Source organism: Pseudomonas silensiensis (genome assembly GCF_050434865.1).
Lineage (GTDB): Bacteria > Pseudomonadota > Gammaproteobacteria > Pseudomonadales > Pseudomonadaceae > Aquipseudomonas > Aquipseudomonas fluorescens_W.
In genome coordinates, this window is the sequence record NZ_JBNDJH010000010.1 from 140,905 (window position 1) to 167,354 (window position 26,450).

The window sequence follows — 26,450 nt, forward strand, 5'->3', positions numbered from 1 at the left end:
AAGATTAACGGCAGAGCGGCCGAAGGACAAGCGCTAAACGCCTTGGGCTGCGCCTGTACGTCGGTTTTCACTCGCCCTTCTGTTTATCCAGCGCGACCTGATAAAGCACATTCTTGCGCTCGCCGGTAATTTGCGCCGCCAACGCTGCGGCTCGCTTGAGCGGCATTTCTTCAAGCAACAGATTCAGAATGCGCATGGCCTCACTGCTGACGGCGTCCTCGGTCTCGGGGGCAGACCAACCCGCCACCAACACCACGCATTCACCGCGCTGCTGATTGCTGTCTGACTCGACGAACTCGCGCAACTCGGCCAGTGGCAAGCCCTTAAGGGTTTCAAAGGTTTTAGTGATTTCACGGGCCAGCAAAGCCGGGCGCTCCCCACCGAATACCAGCTCCATGTCTTGCAGACATTCAAGGATGCGGTGTGGCGCCTCATAAAAAATCAGCGTGCGCGGTTCTTCCTTTACCAACTCAAGACGGGCGCGCCGACCGACAGCCTTGGCCGGCAGGAAGCCTTCGAAGATGAAACGGTCCGACGGCAACCCCGCCGCCGACAACGCCGCGATCAATGCGCAGGCACCCGGAACCGGCACCACATTGATACCCGCAGCACGAGCCTGACGCACGAGGTGATAACCCGGATCGGAAATCAACGGCGTGCCGGCATCGGAAATCAGCGCCACATCGTCACCGGCGAGCAAGCGAGTGATAAAGCGGCTACCTTCATCCCGCTCATTGTGTTCATGACAGGCTGCCAGCGGCGTAGGAATGCCGAAATGTTGCATCAATCGCTGAGAGTGACGGGTATCTTCGGCAGCGATCAAGGCGACCTCGCGCAGGATTTTCAGTGCACGCGCACTGATGTCGTCCAGGTTGCCGATGGGCGTCGCCACCACATAAAGCGAGCCAGCAGCGGAATTCAAAGCACCTGGAGCAGTCAAAGCGCACACCTCATGATCGGTAAAAGCCGCCATTGTAGCGCGTCGAGACGTTCGCGATCGTGCAAGCAACCCACGGTTTTGCGCCCTTTTGTGCAGTGCCGCAACATTTGCACGAGCTAAATTGATCGATTCACACCAGTAACATCGCGCCCCGGCCAGTGCTTGGGTACAATTCCACGCTAATTTGATCGAGTATCAGGAACACTACATGATCGCTTGCCTGCGGCTGTTCACTGCCCTCTGCCTCGCTGCCTTGCTGGCGGCTTGCGCCAGCTCGCCCTCCTCCAGCCTTGGCGAACTTCCACGGACCCCGGACGCCAGTATCGAGCAGTTGCTCGCACAGGCCGCTCAAAGCAAAGACCCGGAAAAAGCCTCCCTGTTGCGCCTGAGCGCGGCAGACCTGGCCTATCGTCAAGGGAATGCCGGCCAGTCCGCGCAAATCCTGCAACAAGTCCCCGTCGAAACACTCAAGCCTGGCCAACAGGTTTTCGCCAGCACCCTGGCGGCTGAACTGGCCATGGTTCGCAATCAGCCCAAAGCGGCGCTGACTGCCTTGAGTCATCCGAGCCTGCAACGCCTGAGCGAACTGCCGGTCGAGCAACAGGTTCGCACCGGCACCGTCCATGCCCGCGCCCTTGAAGCCGATGGCCAGACGCTGGCTGCCGCACGGGAACGCATCTTTATTGCGCCAATGCTCGAAGGTGAAGCGGCAAGCAAAAACCACGAAGCGATCTGGACCCTGATCGCCTCGCTGCCGACCGATCAATTGCAGCCGAGCGCCACCGACGACCTCGGCGGCTGGATGGGCCTGGCGCTGGCGGTGAAAACTGCCGGCACCCTGGAACAGCAGCAAGCCGCGATCGACAACTGGCGCGCACAGAATCCAAAGCACCCGGCCGCCATTCAATTGCCGTTGCCACTGACCAAGCTCAAGGACCTGGCCAGCCAGCCCCTGAGCAAAATCGCCCTGCTGCTGCCACAAGACGGCCCGCTGGCGTCGGTCGGCAAAGCACTGCGCGAAGGTTTCATGGCTGCTCACTACCAGGCCCAACAAGCCGGGCAGAAGCCGCCAGCCATCGAGTTCTATGACAGCTCGAAACTCACTTCGATGGACGAGTTCTACCGCAAGGCTCAGGCCGATGGCGTGCAACTGGTCGTAGGCCCGCTGGAGAAACCGCTGGTCAAACAGCTCAGCGCTCGCCCGCAACTGCCGATCACCACCCTGGCGCTGAATTACAGCGAAGGCGAACAGGGCCCGGCCCAACTGTTCCAGTTTGGTCTGGCTGCTGAAGACGAAGCTCGTGAAGTCTCGCGTCGCGCTCGCGCCGATGGCCTGCATCGCGCAGCCATCATGGTGCCGAAAGGCGAATGGGGCGATCGCGTGCTGAGAGCGTTCAGCCAGGATTGGCAGGCTAACGGTGGCAGCATCGTCGCTACCGAACGTGTCGACCAACCGGTTCAACTGGCCCAGCAGATTGCCGACATGTTCCAGCTGCGTCAGAGCGAAGGTCGTGCCAAGAGCCTGCAAAGCACCGTTGGCGGGCAGGTAGCTGCCCAGCCTTCGCGTCGCCAGGACATCGAGTTCATCTTCCTGGCTGCAACGCCTCAGCAAGCCCAGCAGATCAAGCCAACCCTGAACTTCCAGTACGCCGGCGACGTGCCGGTTTACGCGACCTCCCACGTGTTCAGCGCCAGCGGTGATGTGAATCAGTACAACGACATGAACGGCATTCGCTTCTGCGAAACCCCATGGTTGCTGGAGGCCAACGACCCACTGCGCAAACAGGTCACCGCTCAATGGCCACAAGCTGCCGGCAGCCTGGGTCGTCTATACGCGATGGGTGTTGATGCCTATCGCCTGGCACCACGCCTGGGTCAACTCAAGGCCTTGCCGGACAGCCGCATCGAAGGTCAATCGGGCAGCCTGGGCATGACTGCAAACCAGCGTGTCGTGCGTCAGTTGCCGTGGGCACAGTTCGTGAGCGGCCAGGTTCAACGCCTGCCGGACACCGCACGCTGATGCCCGACAGGTCACGCCAACAAAGCGGTAAAGATGCCGAGCGACATGCGCTCGAGCATCTACAACAACAGGGTCTGCGCCTGCTGGCGCAGAACTGGTTGTGTAAACGCGGCGAGCTTGATCTGGTCATGCTTGATGGCGATACAGTAGTATTCGTTGAAGTCCGCTACAGAAAAAACACTCAATGGGGTGGCGCGCTCGATAGCATTGATGAGCGCAAACGGCAGAAGCTGATATTTGCCGCGCAGTATTTTCTTCAGCGCGAGTCGCGCTGGGCCAATTCCCCTTGCCGTTTCGACGTGGTTGCCATCGACAGCAACCTCGATCAGTTGAATTGGTTGCAAAATGCCTTCGACAGCTGATCGCGAGCACCTCGAACCGGACACTTTCACCCAACACTTTTGCTCTTTGCTTTGCGGGCTGCACATTCATGTGCCGAGTAGCCGCGCTAATTAAGGTCACACAGATGGACATGCAATCCCGAATTCGCCAGCTTTTTCAGGCCAGTATCGATACCAAGCAAATGGCGATGGACGTACTTGCACCGCACATCGAGCAAGCCAGCCAGGTGATGGTCAACGCCCTGCTCAACGAAGGCAAAATGCTGTCCTGTGGCAACGGCGGCTCTGCCGGTGATGCCCAGCACTTCTCGTCCGAGCTGCTCAACCGTTTCGAACGCGAGCGTCCGAGCCTGCCAGCCATCGCGCTGACCACCGACAGCTCGACGATCACCTCGATCGCCAACGACTACAGCTACAACGAAATCTTCTCCAAACAGATCCGCGCCCTCGGCCAGCCGGGGGACGTATTGCTGGCGATTTCCACCAGCGGCAACTCGGCAAACATTATTCAAGCGATCCAGGCCGCACATGACCGCGAAATGATTGTCGTAGCATTGACCGGTCGCGATGGCGGCGGCATGGCGTCGCTGCTATTGCCTGAGGACGTCGAGATTCGCGTACCGGCCAACGTCACCGCACGTATTCAGGAAGTCCACCTGCTGGCGATCCATTGCCTTTGCGATTTGATCGACAGCCAACTGTTCGGGAGTGAAGAATGACCCCTAATCGCCTAGGCCTTCTGGCCTTGACCCTGTGCCTCGGCATCAGCGGCTGCACCTCAGTGGTTAACGCCAGCCGTGAAGCACCGATTGAAGATGACCGCGGCACCCGCACCTTCGGCAGCAAGATCGACGACTCTCTGATCGACACCAAGGTCGGCGTGAACATCGCCAAGGCCGATCCAGCGCTGGATAACGACTCGCACATCGTCGTCACCAGCTTCAATGGCGTCGTGCTGCTTGCCGGGCAAACCCCGCGCGCAGACCTCAAGGCCAAAGCCGAACAGGCCGCTGCAGCTGTTCAGCGGGTGAAGACAGTCCACAACGAACTGCAAGTCCTGCCACCTTCCGGCTTCCTTGCCCGGCAGAACGACACCTGGCTGACCTCCAAGATCAAGACCCAGATGCTCACCGACCCGAACATTCCGGGCTCGCGCATCAAGGTTGTCACCGAGAACGGCATCGTCTACCTGCTGGGTCTGCTGACAAAACAGGAAGCTGCCCAAGCGACCAACCTGGTGCAAGGCGTTTCCGGTGTGCAGAAGATTGTGAAGTTGTTTGAGTACATTGACTGATCCTGCAGGAGCACTGCTTGCGATGGTGTCCTTGAGACCGCCATCGCGAGCAGGCTCACTCCTACAGTAATAAAAAAGGCGATCCTTTCGGATCGCCTTTTTTATTACTTCACCACCTTCAAACTCGGTCGACCGCTGGGACGCGGCGGCTCGCTGTCGGGTGGCGGAATATCGTCATCCGGCTCGATCTCTTCCTCGTCTTCCATAGGCGATTCCAGATCGAACACCATGCCCTGACCGTTCTCCCGGGCGTAAATGCCCAGGATCGACGCGATAGGCACGTACAGGGTGTGCGGTACGCCACCGAAGCGCCCTTCGAAGCTGACCGCTTCGTTGTCCATGTGCAGATGACGCACGGCTGCCGGCGATACGTTCAGGACAATCTGTCCGTCACTGGCAAAACCCTGAGGCACCTGCACCGACGGATACTCGGAATTGACCAGCATGTGCGGGGTGCAATCGTTGTCCACAATCCACTCGTAGAGCGCGCGGACCAGATAAGGTCGACTGGAGTTCATAGCGGCTCCTTAAGCCTTAGCGCATATCGCGTTCGACACCAGACAGACTCGCCTGGAAAGCCTCACGCGCAAACGAGCGCTCCATGTAATCAAGCAGCGGCTTGGCAGGCCGCGGCAGTTCTATACCCAGGATCGGCAATCGCCAGAGTATTGGTAGTAGGCAGCAATCCACCAGGCTTTGTTCCTCACTGAGGAAAAACGGCTTGTCGGCGAACAACGGCGACACACCAGTCAGGCTTTCGCGCAGCTCTTTACGAGCCACAACACGGGCTGCTTCCTTGGTCTTCGAATCCAGGATCAGATCCACCAGACCACACCAGTCACGCTGAATACGATGAATCAGCAGACGGCTGTTGGCACGCGCCACTGGATAAACCGGCAGCAAAGGCGGGTGCGGGTAACGCTCATCCAGATATTCCATCACCACGGTCGACTCCCACAACGCCAGGTCACGATCGACCAGGGTGGGCAAGCTGCCGTAAGGGTTCACTTCAATCAGTTTAGGCGGCTGGCGACCAGCTTCCACGTAAATGATCTCGGCGCTGACACCCTTCTCTGCAAGTACGATACGCACTCGGTGGGAATAGTGGTCGGCGGGGTCGGAGTAACAGGCCAACCGATTGGTCACGCCCATGGCGGTCCTCCTCGCTTGTTGAAATTATCGGAAACGGAAAAACGCGCGCGCCCAGAGGGCGCCTCTCGTAACGCCTGGATCACCAGGCTCGTTACACCTTCAGAGACGCCCTTGGGCGCGCGCGATTGACAGCAATTTTACAGCAATATCAATGGACGTCTTTCCAGTATTCACGCTTGAGCAAGTATGCGAATACGAAGAAGAACGCCAGGTACAGCAACACATAGGTACCGATGCGCTGATGCTGCAGCTTCACCGGGTTGGCCGAGTAGGCCAGGAAGGTCACCAGGTTCTTGACCTTCTCGTCGAACTGCTCTTCGTTCAGCGTGCCGGTTTTTGGCAGTATGGTCAGCTGGTCGCAGGCTTCATGCGTCAAAGCCGTGCCGGTCAGCGGATCGTATTGCTTCTTGCCGTCTTCGACGATTTGAACTTGTTTACAGCCTACCACCTGACGACCCTGCAGGCCGACCAGAACGTTAGGCATCCCGACGTTCGGGAACACCTTGTTGTTCACGCCCCAAGGACGCGATGGGTCTTCGTAGAAAGATTTCAGGTAACCGTAGAGCCAGTCAGTGCCACGAACGCGAGCGACCAGGGTCAGGTCGGGCGGAGCCGCACCGAACCAGGTCTTGGCGTCAGCCGGCTGCATGCCGATGCTCATGTGGTCGCCGATCTTGGCGCCGGTGAACACCAGCTTCGAGAGCATCAGGTCGTGCGGAATGCCCAAGTCATCGGCGACACGCTCGTAACGCTGGAACTTGGCGCTGTGACAGCCCATGCAGTAGTTGGCGAATGTACGTGCGCCATCCTGCATGGCAGCCTTGTCGGAAACGTCGATATCGACCTTTTCCAGCTCAGGACCACCGTGTTCGGCTGCGAAGGACAGCACAGGCAAAGCAGCAAGAATCAGTACAGCAAATAGCTTTTTCATCAGCCAGTCACCCTTTCCGGAACCGGTTTGGTCTTCTCGAGCCTGGTGTAGAACGGCATCAGAATGAAGTAGGCGAAGTACAGTAAGGTACATACCTGCGACAGCAACGTCCGCTCAGGGGTTGGGGCCAGTACGCCCAGCACGCCCAGGATCACGAACGAGATGCAGAACACCCAGAGCCAGATCTTGCTCAGCCAGCCTTTGTAACGCATCGACTTGACCGGGCTACGATCGAGCCATGGCAGGACGAACAGCACAGCGATGGCCGCGCCCATGGCGATAACGCCCAGGAGCTTGTCCGGAATCGCCCGCAGAATCGCGTAGAACGGGGTGAAGTACCAGACCGGAGCAATGTGTTCTGGCGTCTTGAAGGCGTTCGCCACTTCAAAGTTCGGCTTCTCGAGGAAATAACCACCCATTTCCGGGAAGAAGAACACGATCGAACAGAAGATGAACAGGAACACCACCACGCCGACGATATCTTTCACGGTGTAGTACGGGTGGAAGGCAATGCCGTCCAGCGGTACGCCGTTTTCGTCTTTGAATTTCTTGATGTCCACGCCGTCCGGGTTGTTCGAACCGACTTCGTGCAGCGCCAGAACGTGCAGCACCACCAGACCGAGGATCACGATCGGCAAGGCCACAACGTGCAGGGCGAAGAAGCGGTTCAGGGTGATACCGGAAATCAGGTAGTCACCACGGATCCACTGAGTCAGGTCGTTGCCGATGACAGGGATCGCACCGAACAGCGAGATGATCACCTGGGCGCCCCAGTAGGACATCTGACCCCACGGCAGCAGGTAACCCATGAAGGCTTCAGCCATCAGCGCCAGGTAGATCAGCATGCCGAAGACCCACACCAGCTCACGCGGCTTCTGGTACGAACCGTAGAGCAAGCCACGGAACATGTGCAGATAGACCACGATGAAGAACGCCGAAGCGCCAGTGGAGTGGAGCAGACGCAGGATCGAGCCGTACTCGACGTCGCGCATGATGTATTCGACAGAAGCAAACGCTTCTTCCGCCGACGGGGTGTAGCTCATGGTCAGCCAGACACCGGTAACGATCTGGTTGACCAGAACGAGCAGTGCCAGGGAGCCAAAGAAATAGAAGAAGTTGAAGTTCTTCGGGGCGTAGTACTTGCTGAGATGGTCTTCCCACATTTTCGTCGCGGGAAAGCGCGCATCAACCCAATCCATGAACTTGCTCATCACGCTTTCTCCGTATCGACGCCAATGACAATGATGTCATCGGTCTCATAGGAATGCGGGGGAACTGGCAGGTTCAAAGGCGCAGGTTGCGACTTGTAGACGCGGCCAGCCAGATCGTAGTGGGAACCGTGGCAAGGGCAGAAATAACCACCTACCCAGTCCTTGCCCAGATCCGCAGGTGCCACTTCTGGACGGAAGGTCGGCGAGCAACCCAGGTGCGTGCAGATACCGATCAGCAGCAGAACCTCTGGCTTGATCGAACGCGTTTCTGGATCAACGTAGGTCGGTTGTGTCGAGTTCTTGGAGGTCGGGTCAGACAGCTGGCCCTCGATCTTTTTCAGATTCCCCAGGATTTCCGCGGTTCGGCGGACAATGAACACCGGCTGACCGCGCCACTCAGCAATCATCTGCTGGCCTGGCTCGATTTTGCTGACATTCACCTTCACCGGTGCACCTGCGGCTTTCGCCTTGGCACTGGGAAACCATGACCCCACGAACGGGACCGCAGCCCCCACCGCTCCTGCAGCACCCACCACGGATGTGGCTGCTACCAAGAAGCGACGCCGGCCTGCATTCACGCCGTCATTGCTCATTCAGTCCTCTCCCATCAGCTTTGTGGCCTGTTAAATCAGGCGTCTACTAAGTAAAAATCTGAACTTATAAAAATTTTGCCGAATGGTAATGAAAAGCCCCAATTCTGACAAGGTAATTACCGAGGGGCTCCACTGCCAAGCCTTGCAGTATAGGGCTTCTACGGCTGTGGCAAGTTGTCACAGAGCAATTCTTTAATAAATCGCGCCCATAAAAAAACGCCCAGCTTCGCGAGGAAACTGGGCGTTCTTCTTGAACGTAAAAGCGAATTAACGCTTCGAGTACTGCGGACGCTTACGCGCTTTACGCAGACCAACTTTCTTACGTTCAACTTCACGTGCATCGCGAGTAACGAAGCCAGCTTTGCGCAGAGCGCCACGCAGGGTTTCGTCGTACTGCATCAGTGCGCGAGTGATACCGTGGCGGATTGCGCCAGCTTGACCACTTACACCACCACCGATCACGGTGACGTAGATGTCGAATTTCTCGACAGTCTCAGTCAGTTCCAGCGGCTGACGAACTACCATGCGGGCAGTTTCGCGGCCGAAGAAATTTTCCAGGGTGCGGTTGTTGATGGAGATGTTACCAGTACCCGGACGCAGGAAAACGCGTGCGGTTGCGGTCTTGCGACGGCCAGTGCCGTAATTTTGAGTCGCCGACATAATGAACTATTCCGTTAAAACTTCAGTTCTTGGGGCTGCTGAGCAGTATGAGGGTGTACAGCGCCCGCATAGACTTTCAGCTTACGATACATGTCGCGACCCAGCGGGTTCTTAGGCAGCATGCCTTTGACCGCGGTCTCGATCACGCGCTCAGGGGCTTTAGCGATCAGCTTTTCAAAGTTGATCGACTTGATGCCGCCCGGGAAACCGGAGTGGGAGTAGTAGATTTTGTCGGTGGTTTTAGCACCGGTTACACGAATCTGCTCGGCATTGATAACGACGATGTAATCGCCGGTGTCAACGTGAGGAGTGTACTCAGCTTTATGCTTGCCACGCAGACGGCTCGCGATTTCGGTGGCCAGACGACCCAGGGTCTGACCTGCAGCGTCGACGACAAACCAGTCGCGCTGTACTGTTTCCGGTTTAGCAGTAAAAGTTTTCATTCTTTATAGCCTCAGGGGCCGCCCTGTAAATTAGACGGCGGATCTTACTGAATAGTGCGTACTTTGACAAGTCAAAGGCAGCCGGATACAGACGCTTTCGGGGGCTCGGGTCGGCGCGTCCGTTCAACGGCAAGATTCTTCGGCGGCGGCGCATCACTTCCACTGCAGAAAGAGGTGCGCAATTATGCAGATTGCGAAAAATAATTCAACCTGCTTTTATGATTGTTTTGCCCAAGGAGCACCCGATGGACTATCGACAGCTAGGCCGAACCAATCTGAACGTGAGTGCCATCTGCCTCGGAACCATGACCTGGGGCGAGCAAAACAGCGAGGCTGAAGCCTTCGCCCAGATTGAGCGGGCCAAGAGTGCCGGGATCAATTTCATCGATACCGCCGAGATGTACCCGGTGCCGCCCAAGGCCGAAACCTACGCCACCACCGAGCGCTACATCGGCAATTACTTCAAAAGCCGCGGTGATCGTGCCGACTGGATCCTGGCCAGCAAGATCGCCGGCCCCGGCAACACCATCGACTACATCCGCGACAAAAACCTGCGGCACAACCGCCAGCACATCACCGAAGCCGTGGACGCCAGCCTCAAGCGCTTGCAGACCGACTACATCGACCTCTACCAGTTGCATTGGCCGGAGCGCAGCACCAATTTCTTCGGTCAGCTCGGCTACAAACACATAACTGAGGCCAACCTCACGCCACTGGAAGACACCCTCGAAGCGCTGGACGAACAGGTCAAGGCCGGCAAGATCCGCCACATTGGCCTGTCCAATGAAACACCATGGGGCACCATGCGCTTCCTCGCCCTGGCGGAAGCCCGTGGCTGGCCGCGCGCGGTGTCGATCCAGAACCCGTACAACCTGCTCAACCGCAGCTTCGAAGTCGGCCTGGCGGAAATCGCCATCCGTGAACAATGCGGCCTGCTCGCCTATTCGCCGCTGGCGTTCGGTTTCCTGTCGGGCAAGTACGAAGGTGGCGCGCGTCCGCCTAAAGGCCGCCTGAGTCTCTACAGCCGCTTCAGCCGCTATTTCAACCCGCAGTCGGAAGCAGCGTGCGGCCGTTATGTGGCACTGGCGCGCGAACACGGCCTGGACCCGGCGCAAATGGCGTTGGCGTTTGTCACTCAGCAGCCATTTGTGACCAGCAATATCATTGGCGCGACGACGATGGAGCAGCTTGAAAGCAATTTAGCGAGCTTCGAGTTGAAGCTGTCGGATGAAGTACTGGAAGGAATCGAGGCGATTCACAAGGATCACCCGAACCCGGCTCCTTGATTGACTCATAGACCCATTCGCGAGCAGGCTCGCTCCCACAGGTTTTGCGCAATCCCTGTGGGAGTGAGCCTGTTCGCGATGGCGGCCTAACAGTCACCGCAAGGTCAAAGCGACCGCGCAATAATCTCCTTCATGATTTCATTGGTCCCCGCATAAATCCGCTGCACCCGCGCATCCGCCCACGCCCGGGCGATCGGGTATTCCCACATGAAACCGTAGCCGCCATGCAACTGCACGCACTCGTCGAGTACCTTGCATTGCAGGTCGGTGCCCCAATACTTGGCCATCGCCGCGGTCGGCACGTCGAGCTTGCCTTGCAGGTGCAGTTCCAGACAGCGATCGACAAAGACCCGACCGATCTGAATTTCGGTCGCCATCTCCGCCAGTTTGAAGCGGGTGTTCTGGAAGTCGGCGATCGCCTTGCCGAATGCCTTGCGCTCACGGGTGTACTCCAGCGTCCATTGCAACGCAGCTTCAGCCGAAGCCAGCCCGCCGATAGCAACGGTAAGACGCTCTTGAGGCAATTCCTGCATCAGGTACGCAAAGCCCATCCCGGCCTGCCCCAACAGGTTTTCCTTGGGCACCCGAACGTCCTGGAAGAACAGTTCCGAAGTGTCCTGAGCCTTCATGCCGACTTTTTCCAGACGCTTGCCCTTGGCGAAGCCTGGGGTGTCGGCCTCCACCAGAAACAGGCTGGTGCCTTTCGCGCCGGCCTTCGGATCGGTCTTGGCCACGACAATCACCAGGTCCGCCAAATAGCCGTTGGTAATGAATGTCTTCGAACCGTTGATCACATACTCGTCGCCATCGAGCACCGCCGTGGTTTTCACCCCTTGCAGGTCGGAACCGGCACCCGGCTCGGTCATGGCAATCGCCGTAACCATCTCACCGGACACCAGCTTCGGCAGGTATTTGTGTTTCAGCGCTTCACTGCCGTAATGCAGGATGTACGGCGCGACGATGTCCGAATGCAGGGAAAAACCGATACCGGTCAGACCGAGACGACCGATCTCTTCGATCACCACCGCGCTGTAGAGAAAGTCCGCCCCCAGGCCGCCGTACTCTTCCGGCAGATGCGAACAGAGCATCCCCGCCTCCCCTGCCTTGTTCCAGAGTTTGCGGTCGATATAGCCTTGTTTTTCCCACTGACCATGGAACGGCACGGCCTCTTTTTCGAGGAACGTTCGCACGCTGTCGCGAAAAAGTTCGTGCTCGGAACTGAACAAGGTTCTGGGGATCATGCGGCACCTGTCGTTGTTGTTAGCCGGAATTGACCTTCAGAGACTATGCCTCGCATCCGATACAGGACACTGGACACATCCGACAAAAAATAAGACGATCCAGCCGTCTGGTGACCACTTTCCCCTATAAGAATAAAGTTGAATTATGTCTAACCAAGTCTCCACGCCCCTGCGGCGCGTCAGCATCCTGGCTATCGACCGGGTTTTCGCTTCCACCCTCATGCAAGCCAAAGATTTCTTCCACCTGGCCAGCCTGCGTTACGGCAAACAACTGGGCCAAGGCCTGACTCCGGCGTTCGAAACCCGCCTGGTCAGCCCCGACGGCAAACCGGTAAACAGCTTCAGTGACGTGATCATGCCGGTGGACGGCGGCCTGGAAAACGCCGACATCATTGTCCTTCCAGCCTTCTGGGACGACTTCGACACCCTTTGCCAACGTTATCCACAGGTCCTGCCCTGGCTGCGTCAGCAACATGCTCGCGGCGCAGTGCTCTGCGGCGAAGCCACCGGGGTGTTCTGGCTGGCCGAGGCCGGGCTGCTCGATGGCAAGGAAGCGACCACTTACTGGCGCTTCTTCAATGCGTTTGCCGAACGCTTCCCACGGGTGCAGCTCAATCAGGACAAACACCTGACCGATGCCGACAACCTGTATTGCGCGGGCGGCACCACATCGGCCTGCGACCTTTACATTTATCTGATCGAACGCTTCTGCGGCGCCAACGTATCTCAGGCCGTGGCGCGGGACATTCTTTATGAAGTGCAGCGCAGCTACTCGCCGGGCCGAATCGGTTTCGGCGGTCAGAAGCTGCACCAGGATGTGATCATCCTGCAGATCCAGCACTGGCTCGAAGAACACTTCGCCGACAAATTCCGCTTCGAAGACGTGGCTCGCGAACACGGCATGAGCATCCGTAATTTCATGCGACGCTTCCAGACCGCCACCGGCGACAAGCCGCTGCATTACTTGCAACGCCTGCGCATCGAGACGGCCAAGGGCCTGCTGTCCGGCAGCCGCAAGAGCATCAAGACCATCAGTTATGAAGTCGGTTACGACGATGCGAGTTTCTTCGCTCGGCTGTTCCGCCAGCACACTGAACTGTCGCCGAACCAGTATCGACAGCAGTTCCAGCAAGCGGCGTAGTTCTCTATCCACACACAAAACCCATGTAGGAGTGAGCCTGCTCGCGATAGCGGTGTGTCAGCCACATCAATGCTGTATGGACGGACGCTATCGCGAGCAGGCTCACTCCTAAAGGGTTTGCGGTGAATTCTGGATATAAAAAAGGGCCTGCAAATGCAGGCCCTTTTTCATTTCCGAAATATCCTACGGCTTGTGCGCCCGGGACAGGAATTCGTGGGACTGCATTTCCAGCAAACGGCTAAGGGTGCGCTGGAACTCGAAGTTCAGGCGACCGCCGGTGTAGAGGTCTTTGAGCTCGACTTCAGCTGAAATGATCAGCTTCACGTTGCGGTCGTAGAACTCGTCGACCATGTTGATAAAGCGTCGGGCGATGTCGTCGGTGGTGACGCTCATCTGCTCGACACCGCTGAGCAACACGGCGTGGAAAATCTTGCCCAGCTCGATGTAATCGTTCTGGCTGCGCGGGCCATCACAGAGTTCGCGGAAGTCGAACCAGGCCACGTCATCGCAGGTGCGCAAGGCACGGATTTCGCGGTTCTCGATCATCAGCACGTCGTTTTCGATGGCTGCTGTGCATTCCGGCGTCAGGGCGCGGAAGCTCTTGCGCAGGCTTTCGTGGGACGCGTCATCCAGCGGAAAGTGGAACAGCTCCGCTTGCTCAAGGTGACGCAGACGATAATCGACGCCGCTGTCGACGTTGACGATCTCGGTGTTCTGCTTGATCAGCGCAATGGCCGGCAGGAAGCGCGCACGTTGCAGGCCGTCCTTGTACAGACCGTCCGGCACGATGTTCGAAGTCGCGACCAGGGTCACGCCGTTCTTGAACAGCTCTTCCATCAGCGTGCCGAGGATCATCGCGTCGGTGATGTCGGACACGAAGAATTCATCGAAACAAATCACCCGGGCTTCGTCGGAGAAGCGCTTGGCGATGATGGTCAGCGGGTTTTTCTCGCCGCCGAGGGTCTTCATCTCTTCGTGCACGCGCTTCATGAAGCGGTGGAAGTGAGTGCGGACCTTTTCCTTGAACGGCAGCGCTTCGAAGAAGGTGTCGACCAGATAGGTCTTGCCACGGCCGACGCCGCCCCAGAAGTACAGACCCTTGACCGGTGCCGCGTCTTTCTTGCCAAACAGTTTGCCGAACAGACCCGGTTTGCTGTGCGAGGCCGCGACCAGATCGTCGTACAGGCGCTGCAAGTGGCGCACCGCAGTTTCCTGCGCGGCGTCATGGAAGAATTCCGGGCGTTTCAGATCAGCTTGATATCGTTCTAGGGGCGTCATAATTCGTTAGCAAGGCAACAAAAACGGGCCGACACTGTAGCGACGGCCCGTGGGAATGGCAATCGGCCCTTGGTCGGGCCGAGCCGCTGATTTATTCCTGAACCGGCGTCAGAGCAACCCGCAAGGTGTCGATGGCGACGTCGCGAGCGGCGTTGTCAGCAAATGTCGGGCTGTCGCCCACGCACTCGCCTTCCAGCCAGACGCTGAAACTGCGGTCTTCACTACGCACATCCAACGGTTGACCCGATTGCAACTGCTTGGTCACTTGTCCTGCGGTTTTGCCGTCGGCGAAGTTGCGCGACAACAGCAGTTGCTCGCCATCGGCCGCCAGCAGACGGAAACGGAAGCTGCTGTCTTCTTCGCGAAAACTGACGAAACGCGCGGCTTTCGTGGCTTTCTTCTTGGTGGTGGTCGCGACCTGGGTCTGAGCGACGAAAGAGCGCAGCCCAACCGCTTCACGCAGTTCGTGAAGGAACGGTGTCGCCACCGAACGGGCCTTTTTGGCGCCGATCTGCAGGATGTCTTCCAGGTCTGCCGGGCGTTCGATCAGTTGGTGATAGCGCTCGCGGGACTCGCCCAATTCGTTGTCCAGCAGCTGGAACAGACGATTCTTCGCCTCGCCCCAACCCAGGCCTTGCAGCAGTTCGCTGCGGAACTCGTCGGCCTGCGCCGGGGTGGCGAACGCCTGGTACAAGGTGAACAGGTGCGAGTTGTCTGGATCTTTCGCTTCGCCCGGTGCACGGGAGTCAGTGACGATCCGCGAAATCGCGTCCTTCATTTCCTTGGCGCTGCTGAACAACGGAATGGTGTTGTCGTAGCTCTTCGACATCTTGCGACCGTCGAGGCCTGGCAGCGTGGCGACGCTTTCTTCGATCAGCGCCTCGGGCATGGTGAAGAATTCTTTGCCCTGACCGAACAGATGGTTGAAGCGCTGGCCGATGTCACGGGCCATTTCCACGTGCTGAATCTGGTCACGGCCGACCGGCACCTTATGGGCGTTGAACATCAGAATGTCCGCGGCCATCAGCACCGGGTAGCTGTACAAGCCCATGGTGATGCCGGCGTCCGGGTCTTCGCCGGTTTCGACGTTCTTGTCCACCGAGGCCTTGTAGGCATGGGCGCGGTTGAGCAGGCCCTTGGCGGCGACGCAGGTCAGCAGCCAGGTCAGCTCGGGGATTTCCGGGATGTCGGACTGACGGTAGAAGGTCACGCGGTCCACATCCAGGCCACCGGCCAGCCAGGTAGCGGCGATTTCCAGACGCGAGCGCTGGATGCGTAGCGGGTCATCGCATTTGATCAGGGCGTGGTAGTCGGCCAGGAAGTAGAACGAATCGGCATTGCTGTCACGGCTGGCCAGGATCGCCGGGCGGATGGCGCCGGCGTAGTTGCCCAGGTGCGGCGTGCCGGTGGTGGTGATGCCGGTGAGGATACGGGTACGAGTCGTCATGGGTAATCGCTTGTCAGACTGCAATCAATTCGAAAGACGCGGCAGGATCAGATCCTTGAGATCAGTCAGCTTGCCATGAAAAAAGTGTCCGCATTCTGCCACTTTCAGCAGCTCATGGGGGCGCTCGAGCTTGTCGGACCATTCGTAAACGAGCTGCGGATCAATGACTTCGTCGGTTTCTGGCTGAATCAGCGTCAGTTCGCCTTGCTGCGGCAGTTGATCCTGATCGCCGAGACGCATGACAGCGGGCGCGACCATGAACAAATGTTTCAGCTGTTCGCCCTTGGCTTCCAGGCGCCCGCCGAGACTTGCTGCAACAAAACCGCCGAAGGAGAAACCGAACAGGGTCAGCGGCAAGTCCGGGTGTTTGGCCCGCAGCCATTCGGCGACCGCTTGAGCATCGTCGACTTCACCGGTGCCCATATCGTGGGCGCCTTCACTGGCCCCGACGCCACGGTAGTTGAAACGCAAAGTAATCAAACCGGCGTCACGCGCGGTGCGCTGCAAGGTCGAGACCACTTTGTTGAGCATGGTGCCGCCCTGCACCGGGTTCGGATGGCAGATCAGCGCAATGCCGCGCGGCTGCTCGTTATCCAGGTAGAGGGCTTCCAACTGACCCACCGGGCCATCAATCACTACAGGGGTTTCGCGCATAAGCAAGGAAGGAACTCCGTGACCTCGAATCGGGTCGACTCGTCTAGCAAATTGTCTGTGCCAATCTATTGCGAGTGAATCGCGGTATACAGCGCAGGTTCGAGCCGTTAACGTAAAGCAAAGCCGTTTATAGAGGAAGGACTCGTGGAACACTCGCTCTTAGTTTGGTTGTTGCCGACTCTTGCCCTGGTTGTGGGTGTCGCCATTGGATTCCTGATCGCTCGCCTGGTGCCGAATGCCGCTCCGAGCAGCACACAACGTCAGCTGGATGACATTCAGGAACGTTTCGACAGTTATCAGAACGAGGTGGTCACCCACTTCAACAGCACTGCAAACCTGGTCAAGAAACTGACTCAGAGCTATCAGGAAGTGCAGGATCATCTCGCCGAGGGTGCCAACCGCCTGGCCCTGGACGAGCAAACCCGCCAACGCCTGCTGGCCTCCCTGCACGCCGATGCGGCAGCCGCCCCACGTGAACGCCTGACGCCGCCGCGCAATCAGGAGCCGCCTCGCGACTACGCCCCCAAAGCCCCGAACGCGCCGGGCATGCTCGATGAGCATTACGGCCTGAAGAAGTAATCAGGTTTCGCGCGACACAAAAAGCCTCCGGATGAGTGATTGTCCGGGGGCTTTTTTAATTGCCGTTGGTTTATTGTTGCCTGAACTGTCGATACAAAAAAGCCCGCCCGATCTGTTGAGGATCGGGCGGGCTTTTTTTTACGCCTGGGGTTCAGTCAGGTAAGTAAAGGTAACGCGCTTACTGCTGCGGATACTCCTGCCCCGGAATCGCCTTCAGGTTGACCTCGACCCGGCGGTTCTGCGCCCGACCATTGGCGTCACCGTTGCTGGCAATCGGGTTATCCGGACCGGCACCGCGAGCCGACAGGTTGGTGCCGCTCACGCCCTGAGACGTCAGGTAAGTCGCCACGCTCTGGGCGCGGCGCTGGGACAGGTCCATGTTGTGCTGGCGGCTGCCGGTGCTGTCGGTGTAGCCGACGATCTCGATCTGGTTCTGGTTGAACTCCTTGAGCGAGCCCGCCAGATTGTTCAGCGGCTGATAGAAACCCGACGCGATGTTCGCCGAATCGGTGGCGAAGGTGATGTTACCCGGCATGATCAGTTTGATCTGGTCACCCTGGCGCTGCACTTCCACCCCGGTGTTGGCCATGCTGGCGCGCAGCTTTTTCTCTTGCTGGTCGGCGTAATAACCGTAACCGGCAGCGGAAGCACCCACCACCGCAGCGCCAATCAGCGCGCCCTTGCCACGGTTATCGTGACTGATGGCGGCACCGGCCAGAGCACCGGCCAGAGCGCCGAGGCCACCGTATTTAGCGGTTTTGCTCATGCCCGTGGAACCACCGTCGGCCTGGCCCTGGCTGTCGTAAGGGTTAGGCGTGGCGCAGCCAGACAGCAAGGCCACAGCCGTAGCGACAATAATCAAACGCTGCTTGGTGAACATGTAGAGCTCCTACTTTTTTCATTCTGTGGTGCAACGGACTAAGGCATTAACCTTTGCGGGCGTTGGATCATTGCGGATAAAAATAATTCCGCCATGCCCCCCCCAACGTTAGAAATCACGCCCGCACAAAAGGGTTCTCGCGCATTTCATCGCCTAGACGTGTGTCCGGACCATGCCCGGTAACCACTGTCGCTTCTTCGTCGAGGGTGTACAGCCGCTGCTTGATCGACCGCACGATGGTCGCCTGATCGCCACCCCATAAATCCGTGCGCCCTACCCCGCGACGAAACAACGTGTCACCGGCAATCAGCAGCTTAGCCTCTGAAAACCAAAAGCTCATGGACCCCGGCGTATGACCCGGCGTGTGCAATGCCACGCCGCAACCGCAGGCCAGTTCTTCATCATCGGCCAACCAGCGATCCGGCGGTGGCACCGGAGTATAGGGCACACCGAACATCTGGCACTGCATCTCCAGGTTGTCCCACAGAAATTGATCTTCTTTGTGCAAATGCAGGGTTGCGCCGGTTTTCTCTTTCAACTGACCGGACGCCAGGAAGTGATCGAGGTGCGCATGGGTATGAATGATGCTGACCACCTTCAGGCCCAGTGCGTCGAGCCGCGCGAGGATCAGCTCGTGGTTACCACCCGGATCGACCACGATGGCCTTTTTGGTGATCGGATCGCCGATGATCGTGCAGTTGCACTGCAACGGGCCGACGGGGAAGGTTTCGCGGATGAGGGCTGTATTCGGGGTTTGCATGGGTTTAATCCTGGTGCCAAGGCTGGGTACTGCGGTTGTGATGCGCAAAATTGATAGTTATCCTCGCGCCGCGCCTATTTTGAACCAAGACGGAAGGAAGCCAACGCCCCCCTCGTCGATAAAAGCGTCCTTTTTCTGAACCCGGACATTATCAACCGCATTCGCGGCAAGAACGGTCTGCCCTTTATCGCCCAGTCCGATCCTCGTGCTCAAGCGAACAACGAGACCACAGGACTGCCAGGCAAACCACCTATTCCCAACAAGGATAATCCCATGCCAGAAGACCTCAGCTGTAAAACGGCCTGCGCGTTTGTGGCAGGACGCTCGCACCTCAAGACTCAAACGCCTGGCCAGGACTACGTCGCGGCCAGAGAGTCCAACGAAGTGACGTGCATTTCATTGGCCGACGGGGCTGACTCCCGAGCCAGATCCGACATCGGCGCCCAAGTAGCGGTCACCGCTACCCTGGCCTTTGTCTGCAAAAACTTTGAAAGCCTCTGGCAAAACATGGACAAACACAACGCGAAGGCAGCTCAGCGACTGGTTAATCGCTGCCTGGACGCGTTCAGACGCAAATCTGCAAAGCTCGGCGGCGATATCAATGACCTGGCTTGCACCTTGTCCTTCGTCGCTTACTCACGAGGCCGCTACCTGGCAGGCCAATTGGGCGATGGCGTCATCGCAAGCGTTGATGCGGACGGACAACTTCAGGCCCTTTCTTATCCAGAAAATGGCGAGCTCGCCAATACCCCCCTGTTTCTGACTGACCATAAAGCGGCGTCGCAGCTCAAGTTGTACCGTGGGCAAATCGAAGCCACGACTGGCTTCGCGATCATGAGCGACGGCACCGCAGAAAGCCTCTATGACAAATCCAGCGGAGTCCCCGCCCCCGCGATCCAAGAGCTGCTGGAGTGGAATGCAACGCTGCCCAGAAAAAAAATGAGGGACGTGTTGGGTGACAACTTGCAACAGTCCATTGCCAGTAAAACCGAAGATGACTGCTCCATCGGCTTACTGTCGATCCGCAAGCACTCCATCGACGTGGGGCAGACATCCGGAGTGACTGTCTCAGAGGAAAAATGACCGAAAACCTCTGATCGCAAGGCCCAACTTGTTTCGGAGGTCTTCAAACGGCGATTACTGCAATACACCCAACTCTTTCGCCCTGGCGACCGCCTGCGTTCGCCGCTCAACCCCAAGCTTGCTGTTGATATGGCTGGCATGGGTTTTCACCGTGTGCAGCGAAATAAACAGCTGATCGCTGATCTCCTGATTCGAACAGCCTTGGGCGATCAGTCGCAGGACCGCCATTTCCCGCGTACTGAGTTGTTCCGCCGCGGTGGATGACTCTACTGCGGGACGGGCGGCCACTGACGGAAGTAGTTCTGAAAGGCTCTGTGAAACGGGCGTCGGCGCACCGAGTTGAAGTTGTCCACGCAGCCAGTCCGGATGCTCAGCCAACAACCTGTCAAACGGTTGCAGCACTCCACCGGCCGCCGCGTCCAGGGCCTGACTCAGGGCCTTGCGGGCTTCGGGTTCGCGTCCGCCCCCCAGCAATAACGTCACTTTCTGAGTCAGTGCCATCACGCTGAGCAGCTGCCTGCCCGTTTGCTGCCCATTCTCCAGCAACGCATTCAATCGTCCTTCGGCCAGCATCGGCTGCCCCTGAATGACCTCCAGCAAGGCCTGCTGCAACTCGATATGCAGTGGCAGTTGCGGATGGAACTCCGGAGGGGCTGCCGCGTGTTCGCCGTTGTAGGTCTGGCCCAAGCGAGCGAGCCAGGCTTCGGCCAGATCGGTACGCCCCTGAGCCAGCCAGAGTTCGCATTTGACCAAGGTGATCATCGCCAGGTAGTAGATCGGTGGCACGTCCCAGATGTGCATCAGGCGCTCGGCTTCAGCGAGTTCGGCGAAGGCTTTGGCGAATTCGCCGCTGCTGCCCTCAAGCCTGGCGATCACGCAATGACCGATCAATACGCTGATATCACGACAGGCGCGCGCTTCATTCAAACCGGCTTGCAAACGTGCCCGCGCGGCTTGGGGCTGCAAGCGAAGGGCTAACAAAAAGCCTTCGTACAAGGTTAGTCGGGCGCGTACGGCATACAGCCGTTGCGAGGATAACCGTTGCAGGCGTTGCAACCCCTGACGCACCTCATCCAGCGAACGAAGGATTTCCCCTCGCGCTTGCAGCACACGAGCGCGGTCGTAATGGGCCAGCGCTTCGAACAGCGGGTTGCCGACCCGTTGCGCCAACTCCAGAGATTCACGGTTCAACCCGCGTGCACGCCACAAATCGCCGTCGGCAATGGCCAGGTTGGACAGGGTCGAGAGGCACATCAGGCGCTGCCCGTAGCGTTTGGCGGGCAGGCTCTCCTGCGCTTCGGTGCAATAGAGCAGCGTCAGCTCACGATTGCCGCGCCCGCGGGCAATGATCCCGCTCAGGGCCAGCCATTGCGCCAGCATGGATTTCTGCGCAGTGGCCGACGGGGCCGGCAGGAAGCGGCTCAAATGACTGGCCAGTTCCTCGGCGGCGTCCAGCTGACACGCCAGCCCCAACGCCCAGCTGTACAGCACGATCAGCCGTGGCGTGCTGATCAGCAGGCTGTCGGGCAAGTCCATTTTCCAGCGCAGCAACATGCCGACGTTCTGTTCGGCCAGCAGTTGTTCTTCGGAGAGGTTCTGCACCAGGTTCGCCGCAACGTCCAGGTGCCCGGCGCGCAACGCCTGCTCAACTGCTTCATCGAGCAGCCCCTGGGCATTGAACCAGCGACAGGCGCGCAGGTGCAGGCTGGCCGCCGGCACCATCGCTTGCGCGGTAGGCCGGGTGCGCAACAGATCGGAAAACAAATGGTGGTAGCGATACCAGTGACCGTTCTCATCCAGTGGCACCAGGAACACCTGGTGGGCCAACAGAAAACGCAGGATCTCGGCACTGTCATGGGCTTCGCGAACGGCGTCGCACAGTTCGCTGCAAAAGCGTTCCTGAGGTGCTGTGTCGTAAAGGAATGACTGCACCTCGGCGGGCAGACAATCGATGACTTCTTCGAGCAGATAATCGCGGATCAGCCCTTCCCCGCCATGCAAGGCCTGCGGCAAAGCACCCTGGGAGCCCGCTTCCGACGCCGCCAGCAGCCAGAAACGCAGCCCGGCGACCCAACCTTCGCTGCGCTGGATCAGGCTCTCCAGCGCTTCGCCGCGCAAGGAGCTGCTGTGCCGATCAAGCAGGGTCAGGGCTTCATCGTGAGTCAGGCGCAAGTCCTGCTCATTCAACTCGAGCAGTTGCCGCGACAACCGCAGGCGCGCCAGATGCCAGTCCGGCCGCTGCCGACTGGTAACCATGACCAGCAAGCCGTCAGGCAGGTGATTGAGGAAAAATTGCAGGCAGCGATCGAGAACCGGGCCCTGCGCCAGATGGTAGTCATCAAGCACCAACAGCAGCGGCGTACTCGTAGACAGGTGCACGGCCAACTCATCGAGCAAACCGTCCAGCCATTCTTCAAAGGCAAACGGCTGGTGGCGCTGGCGCATTTTCAGCAGCCCCAGGGACTGACTGCCGAGTTGAGGAAAAAAGTCCTGCAGGCCTTCGAGCAATCGCTCAAGAAAACGTCCGGGATCGTTGTCTCGCGGACTCAACCCCAGCCACAGACTTTGCCAGTGAGCCGGCAAGCCCTGACAGAACTCCACCGCCAACGAACTCTTGCCAAACCCCGCCGGTGCGCTGACCAGCAACAACCTGCCACCGAGGCCCGCACTCAGGCGCTCGCACAGACGAGGCCGCAGCACATGGCCGTCGGGCAACGGAGGCCGAAAAAAACGCCCGTCCAGTGCCGCGACGGCAATTTTTTCAGGGCCCGGGTATGGGGACAGATCAGTCATGGCCGGCTCTTGTTTGAATGGCGGTTGGCGGCGTTGCAGATGTCCGCAGCCTAGCGGTAAACGAAGAGGGAATGAAGGTTATTGCTACAAATGGCTACAAAAAGAATACAAGCAGAAGTGTCGAGCAAACCCGACAGTCACACCGTCCTCGTAGCAGCTGTCGAGCCTGCGAGGCTGCGTTCGAGGACGAAGTCCTCGCAAATTCGGTGCACGCGGTTTGTCTGACAGACCGCGTTGCATGGTTTTACGACTGCTTCGCAGCCGAACGCAGCCTCGCAAGCTCGACAGCTGCTACAACGATCGTTATGAAGTTCAAAAAAAACGCCCCGAACCAGTCGGGGCGTTTCTCGAGGATGCGGCCTCTGTTCACGACAGCTTAGCGAACACCATCCTGGCGCAGAGCGGCCGGAGTGAAGTCGCTGGTGGTGGCGGTGAAGCCGAAGTCATACGCCGATTTCTCTTCGTTCTTCATGCCCAGCGCCAGGTAGCGGCCCGATTGCAGGTCGTACAAGGTTTCCAGGGTGTACCACGGCACTTGAACGTTGTAGTAGTTCTGAGAGTGAGCTTCCGCCACACGCCACAGTTGATTACGACCGTCGTAGTGGTCGATCACGGCCGCTTGCCAGGTGTCTTCGTCGATGTAGAAGTCACGCTTGGCGTAGATGTGACGCTGACCTTCCTTCAAGGTTGCCACCACATGCCAGACCCGACGCAACTCGTAACGAGCCAGGTCCTGGTTGATGTGACCGGCCTTGATGATGTCGTCGTACTTGAGTTGCGGCGAGTCGAGCTTGTAGCTGTCGGAGGCGATGTACATCTCTTTCTTGCCTTCGAGTTTCCAGTCGTAACGATCTGGTGCACCGTTGTACATGTCCAGGTTGTCGGAGGTGCGCAGGCCATCGGCTGCGGTACCCGGCCCGTCATAGGACACTTGTGGTGCGCGACGCACACGACGTTGACCGGCGTTGTAGACCCACGCCGAACGTGGCTCTTTCACCTGGTCAAGGGTTTCGTGCACCAGCAGCACACCACCGGCCAGACGTGCCGGCGCGGTCACTTTCTGCTTGAAGTAGAACAGGATGTTGCCCGGGTTTGCCGGATCGTAATCCTTCATCTTGTCGCGGAACACGAACTGGTCCTGGAAGTACACCAGGCTGTACGAGCCGTTCGGCTGCGGCGTGGCCTGGGTCACCAGACGGGTCACGCTGCCACCGCGATAGCGGGTGATGTGGTTCCAGATGACTTCGACGCCGGTCTTCGGAATCGGGAATGGCACTGCGGTTTCGAAGTTCTCCAGTCCGTTGCCGCCGGACACCAGGTTAGTGGCGGTGGCGTTTTTCTTGATGGAGGCAAACACGGCATCCGGCACGGTCGCGCCGCGATGCGACGGGTAGACCGGCATCTTGAAGGTTTCCGGGTAGCGCTTGAACATCGCGTACTGGCCCGGTGCGAGCTTGTCCTTGTACTGGTCAACGTTCTGCGCCGTGATGGTGAACAGCGGTTTTTCACTGGCGTACGGGTCGGACAGAAAACCTTTGCTGTCGGCAGTACCGGCGTTTTTCGCCATCGGCTTCCAGGCCGGGATCGATCCGTCAGCGTTGCCTGCCATCTCGGCGCCCATCGGGGTCAGGCTCTTGCCCAGTTTGTCCGCTTCGGCCGCGGGGACCGCCGCCATGACACCGGTCGCCAGCAGCGAAAGCCCCAGAACACCGACGTGGAACAGACTCTTTGTTATTTTCATAGGTGTGTTCGTCCTGATAATGCAGTGCTTAGAAGTTCACGCCGAAGCTGAGCGCAACGAAATCGCGGTCATCGACGGTGGTGTACTTGCCATCAAAGAAGTTGGTGTAAGCCAGGCTCGCGGTGTAGGTGTTCTGGTACTCGGCATCGACGCCCAGGCTCACCGCTTTGCGACCTTCCTCGAAGTTGCCGCCAGGGCCAGGCGAGTAGCCTTCCACGTCATGAGACCAGGCCACGTTCGGCTTGAGGTTCACACCGGCGAATACGTCGTTGTATTCCCAGATGGCACGACCGCGGTAGCCCCAGGAGTTTGCGGTGGTGAACCCGTCGTTCTCGCAGTAGCGACTCACGTTGTTTTGCGGTCCGCCTGCCAGGGTAGAGGTGTTCAATGCCACGCACTGACCACTTGGCAATGGACCAGGGCCATAGCTCGGGTCACGGCCGTAACGCGCTTTGTTAGTGCTTTCCAGACCACCAACGTGAGTAAAGCCGACCTCGCCCACCAGGGTCAGTCGCTCAGCGCCCATCACCTGGTCGAAGAAGTGAGTAAGGGTCGTCTGGAGCTGGGTCACTTCCTTGCGGCGATAGCCTTTTTGATCCGCCCCTGGCGTACCCTGGAGTACGGAAACGTTAGGGTTCAGCGGTGTCAGACCGGAAAAGAGAATGTCGGTGGTGTTGAGCTGGACCGGAGCATTCGGCCGGTAGCTGACTTCACCACTCCACGCAGTACCTGTCGGTAACGTGGTAGAGAAGCTCAAGCCATACAAGCGAATATCTTCAGGGTACTCGACGTAGTAGCTGGAGTTACCGGCCACATTCAATGGCAACAAGGTCGGTGCCAGGTTACGCGCGACAGCGAGAGGAACACCCCTGGCCACCAGCGAGCCCACCAGGCCCGCCGCGCTGTAAGCGCTCGCCGGAGCACCTTTGCCGCTGAAAATCGGCGCACGGCTGTGGTAGTTCATGAAGTAGGCGCCGAACTCGGTGTCCAGCGGATCGAACATGTATTTGAAGGACACGCCAAACTGACCGCTGTCACGGGCATCGCGATCCGGACCGCGACGAACGATGACGCCTTCATCCGGGTCACCCCAGGTCACGCCCCTGGCAGCCAGGGTGTTGATGGTGGCATTGCGCAGCGAAGCCGGCAGCCCTGCAGACGTCAGTGCGCTGTTGAGCCCGTTACGGGTGCGCAGTACGGCCAGGTTGTTGTCGCAGCCATCCGCAATCACGTCCGGTTGCGAGAAGAAGGTGCCGCAGTTGTCGACAACGGTCTGATCCCATTCGAGCTGGTAGAAGGCTTCGGTCGAGAGGTTTTCGGTGAGGCTCTGGGACACGTAGAACATGTTGACCGGGATCAGGCCTTCCTTGATCTCGGCACCGGGGCGACGGAACGCGGACACGTCGATCGGGTTGATCGAGTTGATACCGCCGCCGATGAAAGTACTTTCACCCCAACTCACTACTTGCTTGCCCAGACGCACGGAGCCCGGCTGATCGGCAACGGAGTAGTTGTGGTAGACGAAGGCGTCGAGGATCTGGCCGCCGGAGGACTTGGCGCCCTCCTTGCGGTTGCTGTCGCTAATGTCCTTGAACGGACGGCTTTCGTCCTTGAGTTCGAAGTCGTACCAGTATTTGCCACGGACGAAAACGCCGGTGTCGCCATATTTCAATTCGAGGTCATGGATGCCCTTGAAGATCTTGGAGAACGTTTCGCCGCTCTTGAAGTTCAGGTGACCGTCGTCGGAAGTCTGGGACAGGCCGCGGCCGCCGTTGTTGACGCCGATGAGGTTCTTGTTGGCATTTTCAGTAGACCAACTGGCACCGATCGACAGGGACGAGTCGAACTGACCTTCGATTTCACCAACGTTGAAACTGACGCCGAATGCTGGCCCGGCGAGCGTAGAGGCAAGACTGACCGCCAGGGGCAGTTTTGCCCGGCGCCAGAACTGGTTTACTGATGTCATCGACGCTACTCCATGT

At 58.6% G+C, this 26,450-nt stretch carries 25 protein-coding genes; 8 read left to right on the forward strand and 17 right to left on the reverse strand.

Annotated elements, in window-relative coordinates; translation table 11 throughout:
* Positions 1 to 67: 67 nt before the first annotated feature.
* Positions 68 to 973, reverse strand: coding sequence for a 16S rRNA (cytidine(1402)-2'-O)-methyltransferase (gene rsmI, locus QF010_RS16375; protein WP_165353260.1), 906 nt, complete (start codon positions 971 to 973; stop codon positions 68 to 70).
* A 175-nt stretch (positions 974 to 1,148) separates the two neighbouring features.
* On the opposite strand from rsmI, the gene QF010_RS16380 reads away from it, so the two are divergent.
* The 4 genes from QF010_RS16380 to QF010_RS16395 all read left to right on the forward strand — a co-directional run bounded on the left by QF010_RS16380 (position 1,149) and on the right by QF010_RS16395 (position 4,595).
* Complete coding sequence (locus tag QF010_RS16380) at positions 1,149 to 2,960, forward strand: penicillin-binding protein activator (RefSeq protein WP_033061324.1); 1,812 nt, start codon at positions 1,149 to 1,151, stop codon at positions 2,958 to 2,960.
* The gene (locus QF010_RS16385) at positions 2,960 to 3,322 is read left to right on the forward strand and encodes a YraN family protein (RefSeq protein WP_019582357.1); all 363 of its coding nucleotides are present in this window, start codon (positions 2,960 to 2,962) and stop codon (positions 3,320 to 3,322) included. The genes QF010_RS16380 and QF010_RS16385 overlap by 1 nt, the downstream gene beginning before the upstream one ends.
* A gap of 104 nt (positions 3,323 to 3,426) precedes the next feature.
* Positions 3,427 to 4,020 carry a phosphoheptose isomerase gene (locus tag QF010_RS16390; RefSeq protein WP_008025961.1) on the forward strand — a complete coding sequence of 198 codons (594 nt, stop codon included), beginning with the start codon at positions 3,427 to 3,429 and terminating at the stop codon, positions 4,018 to 4,020.
* On the forward strand, positions 4,017 to 4,595 hold the full coding sequence (locus tag QF010_RS16395) for a BON domain-containing protein (RefSeq protein ID WP_008147477.1): 579 nt from the start codon (positions 4,017 to 4,019) through the stop codon (positions 4,593 to 4,595). Before QF010_RS16390 ends, QF010_RS16395 begins: the two co-directional genes overlap by 4 nt.
* Positions 4,596 to 4,699: 104 nt before the next feature.
* Here QF010_RS16395 and QF010_RS16400 read toward each other — a convergent pair whose 3' ends face one another.
* From QF010_RS16400 to rplM, 7 genes are all read right to left on the reverse strand, one after another.
* Positions 4,700 to 5,113 carry a ClpXP protease specificity-enhancing factor gene (locus QF010_RS16400; RefSeq protein WP_008155980.1) on the reverse strand — a complete coding sequence of 138 codons (414 nt, stop codon included), beginning with the start codon at positions 5,111 to 5,113 and terminating at the stop codon, positions 4,700 to 4,702.
* A gap of 16 nt (positions 5,114 to 5,129) precedes the next feature.
* Complete coding sequence (locus QF010_RS16405; protein WP_027922678.1) at positions 5,130 to 5,747, reverse strand: glutathione S-transferase N-terminal domain-containing protein; 618 nt, start codon at positions 5,745 to 5,747, stop codon at positions 5,130 to 5,132.
* Positions 5,748 to 5,895: 148 nt separating this feature from the next.
* Entirely contained in the window at positions 5,896 to 6,678 is a 783-nt protein-coding gene (locus QF010_RS16410; RefSeq protein WP_033061320.1) for a cytochrome c1, read from the reverse strand.
* Positions 6,678 to 7,889: a cytochrome b gene (locus QF010_RS16415; protein ID WP_429533521.1), complete on the reverse strand. Its 1,212-nt coding sequence runs from the start codon at positions 7,887 to 7,889 to the stop codon at positions 6,678 to 6,680. Before QF010_RS16415 ends, QF010_RS16410 begins: the two co-directional genes overlap by 1 nt.
* A complete protein-coding gene (gene petA / locus QF010_RS16420; RefSeq protein ID WP_033061319.1) occupies positions 7,889 to 8,482 on the reverse strand; it encodes a ubiquinol-cytochrome c reductase iron-sulfur subunit in 594 nt (197 codons plus the stop codon). The genes QF010_RS16415 and petA overlap by 1 nt, the downstream gene beginning before the upstream one ends.
* A gap of 267 nt (positions 8,483 to 8,749) precedes the next feature.
* Positions 8,750 to 9,142, reverse strand: coding sequence for a 30S ribosomal protein S9 (gene rpsI / locus QF010_RS16425; RefSeq protein WP_003216038.1), 393 nt, complete (start codon positions 9,140 to 9,142; stop codon positions 8,750 to 8,752).
* A 14-nt stretch (positions 9,143 to 9,156) separates the two neighbouring features.
* The gene (gene rplM / locus QF010_RS16430) at positions 9,157 to 9,585 is read right to left on the reverse strand and encodes a 50S ribosomal protein L13 (RefSeq protein WP_007905295.1); all 429 of its coding nucleotides are present in this window, start codon (positions 9,583 to 9,585) and stop codon (positions 9,157 to 9,159) included.
* A 245-nt stretch (positions 9,586 to 9,830) separates the two neighbouring features.
* On the opposite strand from rplM, the gene QF010_RS16435 reads away from it, so the two are divergent.
* Positions 9,831 to 10,871 (forward strand): NADP(H)-dependent aldo-keto reductase, encoded by a 1,041-nt coding sequence (locus QF010_RS16435; RefSeq protein WP_429533522.1) that lies wholly within the window; start codon positions 9,831 to 9,833, stop codon positions 10,869 to 10,871.
* 104 nt (positions 10,872 to 10,975) lie between these two features.
* Here QF010_RS16435 and QF010_RS16440 read toward each other — a convergent pair whose 3' ends face one another.
* Positions 10,976 to 12,112, reverse strand: a complete 1,137-nt coding sequence (locus tag QF010_RS16440; RefSeq protein WP_429533523.1) for an acyl-CoA dehydrogenase family protein — start codon at positions 12,110 to 12,112, stop codon at positions 10,976 to 10,978.
* A gap of 244 nt (positions 12,113 to 12,356) precedes the next feature.
* Between QF010_RS16440 and QF010_RS16445 the strand changes: the two genes are divergently transcribed.
* Positions 12,357 to 13,253: a GlxA family transcriptional regulator gene (locus QF010_RS16445; RefSeq protein WP_173860460.1), complete on the forward strand. Its 897-nt coding sequence runs from the start codon at positions 12,357 to 12,359 to the stop codon at positions 13,251 to 13,253.
* A 183-nt stretch (positions 13,254 to 13,436) separates the two neighbouring features.
* On the opposite strand, the gene zapE is transcribed toward QF010_RS16445, so the two are convergent.
* From zapE to QF010_RS16460, 3 genes are all read right to left on the reverse strand, one after another.
* Positions 13,437 to 14,531, reverse strand: coding sequence for a cell division protein ZapE (zapE, locus tag QF010_RS16450; protein WP_008155962.1), 1,095 nt, complete (start codon positions 14,529 to 14,531; stop codon positions 13,437 to 13,439).
* Positions 14,532 to 14,622: 91 nt separating this feature from the next.
* Positions 14,623 to 15,978 carry a tryptophan--tRNA ligase gene (locus QF010_RS16455; protein ID WP_429533524.1) on the reverse strand — a complete coding sequence of 452 codons (1,356 nt, stop codon included), beginning with the start codon at positions 15,976 to 15,978 and terminating at the stop codon, positions 14,623 to 14,625.
* Between the two features lie 24 nt (positions 15,979 to 16,002).
* Positions 16,003 to 16,632 carry an alpha/beta hydrolase gene (locus tag QF010_RS16460; protein ID WP_033061312.1) on the reverse strand — a complete coding sequence of 210 codons (630 nt, stop codon included), beginning with the start codon at positions 16,630 to 16,632 and terminating at the stop codon, positions 16,003 to 16,005.
* Between the two features lie 144 nt (positions 16,633 to 16,776).
* Here QF010_RS16460 and QF010_RS16465 point away from each other — a divergent pair, with 144 nt between their 5' ends.
* Entirely contained in the window at positions 16,777 to 17,211 is a 435-nt protein-coding gene (locus QF010_RS16465) for a Z-ring associated ZapG family protein (protein WP_008025941.1), read from the forward strand.
* A 178-nt stretch (positions 17,212 to 17,389) separates the two neighbouring features.
* On the opposite strand, the gene QF010_RS16470 is transcribed toward QF010_RS16465, so the two are convergent.
* Together QF010_RS16470 and QF010_RS16475 are read right to left on the reverse strand one after the other, a co-directional pair.
* Entirely contained in the window at positions 17,390 to 18,091 is a 702-nt protein-coding gene (locus QF010_RS16470; protein ID WP_429511921.1) for a YiaD family glycine zipper/OmpA-like lipoprotein, read from the reverse strand.
* Positions 18,092 to 18,206: 115 nt separating this feature from the next.
* A complete protein-coding gene (locus tag QF010_RS16475; RefSeq protein WP_046048274.1) occupies positions 18,207 to 18,851 on the reverse strand; it encodes an MBL fold metallo-hydrolase in 645 nt (214 codons plus the stop codon).
* Positions 18,852 to 19,124: 273 nt separating this feature from the next.
* Between QF010_RS16475 and QF010_RS16480 the strand changes: the two genes are divergently transcribed.
* Positions 19,125 to 19,934, forward strand: a complete 810-nt coding sequence (locus QF010_RS16480) for a PP2C family serine/threonine-protein phosphatase (protein WP_429533525.1) — start codon at positions 19,125 to 19,127, stop codon at positions 19,932 to 19,934.
* A 54-nt stretch (positions 19,935 to 19,988) separates the two neighbouring features.
* Here QF010_RS16480 and QF010_RS16485 read toward each other — a convergent pair whose 3' ends face one another.
* From QF010_RS16485 to QF010_RS16495, 3 genes are all read right to left on the reverse strand, one after another.
* On the reverse strand, positions 19,989 to 22,727 hold the full coding sequence (locus tag QF010_RS16485; RefSeq protein ID WP_429533526.1) for a winged helix-turn-helix domain-containing protein: 2,739 nt from the start codon (positions 22,725 to 22,727) through the stop codon (positions 19,989 to 19,991).
* 376 nt (positions 22,728 to 23,103) lie between these two features.
* Entirely contained in the window at positions 23,104 to 24,468 is a 1,365-nt protein-coding gene (locus QF010_RS16490; RefSeq protein ID WP_033061304.1) for a DUF1329 domain-containing protein, read from the reverse strand.
* A 28-nt stretch (positions 24,469 to 24,496) separates the two neighbouring features.
* A complete protein-coding gene (locus tag QF010_RS16495) occupies positions 24,497 to 26,434 on the reverse strand; it encodes a DUF1302 domain-containing protein (protein WP_429533527.1) in 1,938 nt (645 codons plus the stop codon).
* Positions 26,435 to 26,450: the final 16 nt, after the last annotated feature.

Bases quoted from the DNA above. Each gene is read 5' to 3' on its own strand.
- QF010_RS16460 (WP_033061312.1), bottom strand. From the start codon at position 16,632: ATGCGCGAAACCCCTGTAGTGATTGATGGCCCGGTGGGTCAGTTGGAA.
- zapE (WP_008155962.1), bottom strand. From the start codon at position 14,531: ATGACGCCCCTAGAACGATATCAAGCTGATCTGAAACGCCCGGAATTC.
- QF010_RS16495 (WP_429533527.1), bottom strand. From the start codon at position 26,434: ATGACATCAGTAAACCAGTTCTGGCGCCGGGCAAAACTGCCCCTGGCG.
- QF010_RS16410 (WP_033061320.1), bottom strand. From the start codon at position 6,678: ATGAAAAAGCTATTTGCTGTACTGATTCTTGCTGCTTTGCCTGTGCTG.
- QF010_RS16490 (WP_033061304.1), bottom strand. From the start codon at position 24,468: ATGAAAATAACAAAGAGTCTGTTCCACGTCGGTGTTCTGGGGCTTTCG.
- QF010_RS16485 (WP_429533526.1), bottom strand. From the start codon at position 22,727: ATGACTGATCTGTCCCCATACCCGGGCCCTGAAAAAATTGCCGTCGCG.
- QF010_RS16380 (WP_033061324.1), top strand. From the start codon at position 1,149: ATGATCGCTTGCCTGCGGCTGTTCACTGCCCTCTGCCTCGCTGCCTTG.
- QF010_RS16395 (WP_008147477.1), top strand. From the start codon at position 4,017: ATGACCCCTAATCGCCTAGGCCTTCTGGCCTTGACCCTGTGCCTCGGC.
- QF010_RS16415 (WP_429533521.1), bottom strand. From the start codon at position 7,889: ATGAGCAAGTTCATGGATTGGGTTGATGCGCGCTTTCCCGCGACGAAA.
- QF010_RS16440 (WP_429533523.1), bottom strand. From the start codon at position 12,112: ATGATCCCCAGAACCTTGTTCAGTTCCGAGCACGAACTTTTTCGCGAC.
- rplM (WP_007905295.1), bottom strand. From the start codon at position 9,585: ATGAAAACTTTTACTGCTAAACCGGAAACAGTACAGCGCGACTGGTTT.
- QF010_RS16385 (WP_019582357.1), top strand. From the start codon at position 2,960: ATGCCCGACAGGTCACGCCAACAAAGCGGTAAAGATGCCGAGCGACAT.
- QF010_RS16455 (WP_429533524.1), bottom strand. From the start codon at position 15,978: ATGACGACTCGTACCCGTATCCTCACCGGCATCACCACCACCGGCACG.
- rsmI (WP_165353260.1), bottom strand. From the start codon at position 973: ATGGCGGCTTTTACCGATCATGAGGTGTGCGCTTTGACTGCTCCAGGT.
- QF010_RS16480 (WP_429533525.1), top strand. From the start codon at position 19,125: ATGCCAGAAGACCTCAGCTGTAAAACGGCCTGCGCGTTTGTGGCAGGA.
- QF010_RS16470 (WP_429511921.1), bottom strand. From the start codon at position 18,091: ATGTTCACCAAGCAGCGTTTGATTATTGTCGCTACGGCTGTGGCCTTG.
- QF010_RS16475 (WP_046048274.1), bottom strand. From the start codon at position 18,851: ATGCAAACCCCGAATACAGCCCTCATCCGCGAAACCTTCCCCGTCGGC.
- QF010_RS16390 (WP_008025961.1), top strand. From the start codon at position 3,427: ATGGACATGCAATCCCGAATTCGCCAGCTTTTTCAGGCCAGTATCGAT.
- rpsI (WP_003216038.1), bottom strand. From the start codon at position 9,142: ATGTCGGCGACTCAAAATTACGGCACTGGCCGTCGCAAGACCGCAACC.
- QF010_RS16405 (WP_027922678.1), bottom strand. From the start codon at position 5,747: ATGGGCGTGACCAATCGGTTGGCCTGTTACTCCGACCCCGCCGACCAC.
- petA (WP_033061319.1), bottom strand. From the start codon at position 8,482: ATGAGCAATGACGGCGTGAATGCAGGCCGGCGTCGCTTCTTGGTAGCA.
- QF010_RS16435 (WP_429533522.1), top strand. From the start codon at position 9,831: ATGGACTATCGACAGCTAGGCCGAACCAATCTGAACGTGAGTGCCATC.
- QF010_RS16400 (WP_008155980.1), bottom strand. From the start codon at position 5,113: ATGAACTCCAGTCGACCTTATCTGGTCCGCGCGCTCTACGAGTGGATT.